At 61.5% G+C, this 650-nt stretch carries 1 protein-coding gene; it reads left to right on the top strand.

Features of this window, described 5'->3' with window-relative positions; all coding sequences use genetic code 11:
• Positions 1 to 650 (top strand): transposase (locus tag ACPUD7_RS17745; protein WP_425120650.1); only part of this gene is annotated, 650 nt, incomplete at both ends.

The following is a 650-nucleotide window of genomic DNA, read 5'->3' as shown; positions in this document are numbered from 1 at the left end:
GCGAAACTCGCCACCCTCGTCGGCGGAATTGCCGCCGGGGCTGACTCGATCGATGACATGAACCTTCTCCGCCACGGCGGCATGACACACCTGTTCGACCGTGTCTACGCCCCTTCGACGCTGGGTTCGTTTCTGCGTTCGTTCGCCTTCGGCCACGTTCGGCAACTCGACGCGATCTCCTCCCGCTTCCTGACCAACCTCAACGAACACACACCACTGCTGCCCACCAACCAGGAGTCGGCACAGACTTCGATGATCTTCGTCGATGTCGACGACACCGTCATCGATGTTCACTCCGCGTCGAAGCAGGGAGCCGGGTTCGGCTACCAAGGCAGTCGTGGACTCAACACGCTGTTGGCCACAGCCTCGACCCGCGACTCCAGCCAGATCATCGTCGGCCAGCGTCTGCGCAAAGGCTCGACCTCGTCAGCCCGGGGTGCTGACAAGTTCGTCTCCGACGCTTTGGCCACCACGGCCCGAATCAACTCCGACCTCCCGGTCCTGGTCAGGGCTGATTCGGCGTACTACTCCTCAAAAGTGGCCAAAGCCGCCCACGATGCCGGGGCTCATGTGTCGATCACCGTGCGTATGGATAAGAAGGTCAAAGCAGCGATCGGAACGATCAGCGACGACGCATGGACTGGCATCGA

It is taken from the genome of Brevibacterium sp. FAM 24630, from assembly GCF_049804075.1.
Lineage (GTDB): Bacteria > Actinomycetota > Actinomycetes > Actinomycetales > Brevibacteriaceae > Brevibacterium.
Note: the sequence above shows the minus strand (reverse complement) of the source record. Positions and strands in the feature narration are given on the sequence as shown.